Origin of the sequence: Streptomyces sp. NPDC059037 (assembly GCF_042740015.1) — a bacterium.
Taxonomy (GTDB): Bacteria; Actinomycetota; Actinomycetes; order Streptomycetales; family Streptomycetaceae; genus Streptomyces.
Window position 1 is genome coordinate 1 of record NZ_JBHYIG010000439.1, and the last position, 4523, is coordinate 4523.

Here is a 4523-nt window from a genome sequence, read left to right on the forward strand (position 1 = left end):
ACCGAGGCATCGAAGCTGAACGACGCGAACTGCAACGTCACCTCACCGGGACCGGCACCCAGCACAGGCCCCATCGCCTCGACCAGATTGGCCACACCCCGATGCGCCACCGCCACACCCTTCGGACGGCCCGTCGACCCCGAGGTGTAGATGACGTACGCCAACTGACCGGCATCCACCACGGCCTCAAGCGACGCGTCGGGCTCGGCGACAATCGCGCCCTCGGCCCTCGCCAACCACTCCGCGTCGATCACCAAGGACGCGCCACTGTCGACCGTCATGAACTCCAGCCGGTCGGCCGGGTACTCAGGGTCCAGCGGCACATACGCACCACCGGCCTTCCACACCGCCAGCATCGACGTCACCGTGTCGACACCGCGCGGCAACCGCAGACCCACCCGCGACTCCCGGCCCACACCCTGACGACGCAGGTAGCGGGCCAGCCGATTCGACCGGGCCTCCAGCTCCCCGTACGAGACGTCCTCCGCCCCGCAGCGCACCGCGACCGCCTCCGGGGCCCGGACTGCCCACTCCTGGAAACGCTCGGGCACGGCGAGCGGTCCGACCGGCCTCGCGGTGGCGTTCCACTCCCCTACCACCAGCGCCCGCTCATCCGCACCGAGCAAGTCGAGCTCGCTCACCCGCACCCGCGGATCCGCCGCAACCTGCTCCAGCACCCGCACCAACCGGCCGGTCAACGCCCGGGCGGTGTCCTCGTCGAAAAGGTCGGGGCGATAGTCGAGCCGAAGGTTCAGGTCGGAGGGGTCCACGCCCAGCGCCAGCGCGAAGTTTGTCGACTCCCGCATCCCCGCACCCGTGACGGCCACGGACTCCAGCGACGACGGCACATCCGGGTCGCCTGGGAAGTTCTCGAACGCCAGCAGCGTGTCGAAGCTCGCGCCCGCGCCTGCCAGCCGCTGGATCTCCGTAAGGCCGAGATACTGGTGATCGAGTAACCCCGACTGTTCCGCCTGCAGTTCGGTCAGCAGCTGGGCCACCGGCTGCGTGGCCTCGAGCCGCACCCGCACGGGGACCGTATTGATGAAGAGGCCCAGCATGTCCTCCATGCCCGGCAGCTCGGCCGGCCGCCCCGCGACCGTCGTCCCGAAGACAACGTCCCGGCGGCGGGCCAGCTGACCCAGCACGATCGCCCATGCTGCTTGCAGGACTGTGTTCACCGTGACGCCCAGCTCCCGGGCCAGGTCGCGCACCGCGTCGCTCAGCTCCACACTCGGCGCCCAGGCCACCGATCGGGGCAGCGCGGCCCCGGCATCCACGGCGGCGGGGGCGACCAGGGTTGGTTCGTCGGCCCCGGAGAGGGCCTGCGTCCAGGCGGCGCGCGCGGCGTCCTTGTCCTGGCGCGCCAGCCAGTACAGATACTCCCGGTAAGGCGTAACCGCCGGCAGTCCTGCGCCACTGCCGCCGGCCGCGTACGCGGCCCAGACCTCCCGCAGCAGGATCGGTAGCGACCAGCCGTCCAGCAGGATGTGGTGCAGCGTGATCACCATGCGATAGCGGTCCGCACCCAGCCGGATCAGCAGTACGCGGATCAGTGGCGGCCGCGCCACGTCAAAGCCCCGCACCCGCTCGGCCAGCACCAACTCCTCGGCCTGCTCCGGCTGTTCCGTCAGGTCTTCCTCGCGCCAGGGCAACCGCACACCCTCGACGACAACCTGCAGCGGCTGCTCGATCCCCGCCACCTGCCGGAAACCGGCCCGCAAGCTGCTGTGCCGTTCAAGCACCGCCTGCCACGACGCCCGCAACACGCCTGCGTCCAGCCGCCCCTCCAAGTCCAGGACCAGCTGCTCCACATACACATCCGCCGACCCCTCGTCGAACAGGGCGTGAAACAGCAGACCTTCCTGCAACGGCGATACGGGCAACACCTCCACCAGCCCGCGTGCTGCCGCCTCCAACTCCTCCACCTGCGACTGCCTCAACGCCACCAACGGAAAATCCGACGGCGTATGACCACCACCACCCGACGCCACATGCGCCTCAAGCCCGGCCAGCATCTCCGCCCAGCCATCAACCAGAGACTGCGCCGCGCCCGAGTCCAACAGCCGCTCCGGCCACGCCAACGTCAACGTCAGCTCCGGCCCCTCGGCCAGATCATGGACCACGCCCAGGAACTCCAGCGCATGCCGCACCGGGAAGTCGCCGCCGAGGCCGCCCCCGACATCGTCGCCAAGCAGCTGCCAGTCGTCGCCCGAGCCGCTGCTGAAGCGGCCCAGGTAGTTGAAACCGACCTGCGCAGTCGGCAGCGCCGCCAGCTCCACCGCCGTATCCGCATTCAAATACCGGAGCATGCCGTAACCGAGACCGTCCCCGGGCACACCCCGCACCTGCTCCTTGACCCGCTTGACGACCTCCCCGACCGACACCGACCCGCCGACATCCAGCCGGACCGGATGCACACCCGTGAACCAGCCCACCGTCCGCGACAGATCCACCCGGTCGCTGCCCAATGGCTCCCGCCCGTGCCGCTCGGTCTCGACAAGGACCCCGGAGGCGCCCTCGGGCCGCCACTCCTCCAGCGCCGCCGCCAGTCCGGCCAACAGCACCTCATCGACCTTGGCGCCGAACGCCGCAGGCACCCCGGTCAGCAGCGCCGACGCCGGCACCCGCACTGACACCCGCCGCACCGACGACTCGACATCCCGTACCGGATCCAACGGCAGCGCCGTCAGCAGCGGGTCGGAACCCGCCTGCATCCCTGTCCAGGCCGCCAGCTCCGCCAGCCGCTCCGCACTCCCGGCCTGCGCCCGCAGCTCCTGTGCCCAATGTCGGAACGACGTCGCCACCGGCGCCAACACCGGCTCCCGACCCGCAGCCAACGCCGCACACGCCTCCGCCAGATCCGGCAGCAGCACCCGCCACGACACCCCGTCCACCACCAAGTGATGAACCACCAGCAACAGCCGGCCCGGCACATCCACCCCGGCGTCAAACCACACCGCCTGCACCATCACACCGCCCGGCGGATCCAACCGACCCACCGCCGCCCGCGCCTCCACATCCACATCCGCGACAGCCGCATCCACCCGACACACCAACACCCGCCCCGAAGCCGCCTCCGGCACCACAAGCCGCGCCTCCACACCCGGCACCAACCGCGCCCGCAGCACGTCATGCCGCGCCACCAGCGCCTGCACCGCCCGCGTGAGCACCTCGAAGTCCAGACCGGCCGGCGTCCGCACCCAGCTGGACTGCACGACCTCATGGAGCCGTTCCGGACCGACTCGTTCGATCAGCTCATGCATCACCGGCGTCAGCGGCACCGCACCCACACCGGACTCCCCGCCCGGCACCACAGCAGCGCTGTCCACGGCCTCCGCAACCCGCGCCAGACCCGCCGGCGTCCGCAGCTCGAACACCTGCCGGGAGGAGATCGCCAGACCCGCCCGCCGAGCGGCCGAGACCAGCAGCATCGACAGGATCGAATCTCCGCCCAGGGCGAAGAAGTCGTCGTCGGCACCGGCCTCCCCCAGGCCCAGCACCTCTGCGAAGAGCCCGCACAGCAGCGCCTCGACGGGCGTCGCCGGCGCCCGGCCCACACCAGCCGACGCATCCACGGCCGGCAGCGCGGCCTTGTCCACCTTGCCGTTGGGGGTGAGCGGCAACGCATCCAGCACCGTCACCGCGCCCGGGACCATGTACGCGGGGAGGCGGCGGGCGGCGAATTCCCGTATCTCGGTCGCGTCGGCCGCGCCCTGCGCGCCTGGTGTCACATAGGCGGCGATACGGTCCGCACGCACCACGACGGCCGCCTGGGCGACCTCCGGATGCGCCGCGATCACCGACTCGACCTCACCCGGCTCGACTCGGAAGCCGCGGATCTTCACCTGCGTGTCCGCCCGGCCCTCGAAGTGCAGCAGCCCGTCGCCGCTCCACCTCGCCAGGTCGCCGCTGCGGTACATACGGACGCCGTCGGCGTACGGGCAGGCCACGAACCGCTCCGCCGTCAGCTCCCGACGGCCCAGATAGCCGCGGGCCAGACCCGGACCGGCGAGATAGACCTCACCCACCACGCCCGGCAGCACCGGGCGCAGGAAGCCGTCCAGCACGAACACGCGGGTGTTGGGGAGCGGGCCGCCGATGGCCGGCGGCCGGTCGTCGGCGTCGATGCCGGTAGCGAGCTCCACGGCGGTGGCGATGACGGTGGATTCGGTGGGGCCGTAGGTGTTCCACAGCCCCGCCTGCGCACGCCACTTGGCGGCCAGATCCGCGGTCAGCCGCTCGGCACCCAGCACCCAGTTGCGTACGCCGGGGACGGTCCGCGGGTCGAGTACGGACAACAGAGACGGCACCACGCTGGCCACCGTCACCCCGGCCGTACGGACCATCTCCGCCAGCGCCTGCGGATCCGTACGCTCCTCACCGGTCGCGATCGCCAGCGTGCCACCGGACGCCAGCGTCACGGCCACGTCCAGCACCGAGGCATCGAAGCTGAACGACGCGAACTGCAGCGCCGTCGTCCCCTCCGAGACGCCCAACACCGGGCCCATCGCCTCGACCCTGTC

1 protein-coding gene is annotated in these 4523 nt (G+C 71.2%); it reads right to left on the reverse strand.

Annotated features, from left to right (window positions below):
• The coding region (locus tag ACFWY6_RS44070) for a condensation domain-containing protein (protein WP_384703157.1) at window positions 1–4523 on the reverse strand (4523 nt) is incomplete at both ends.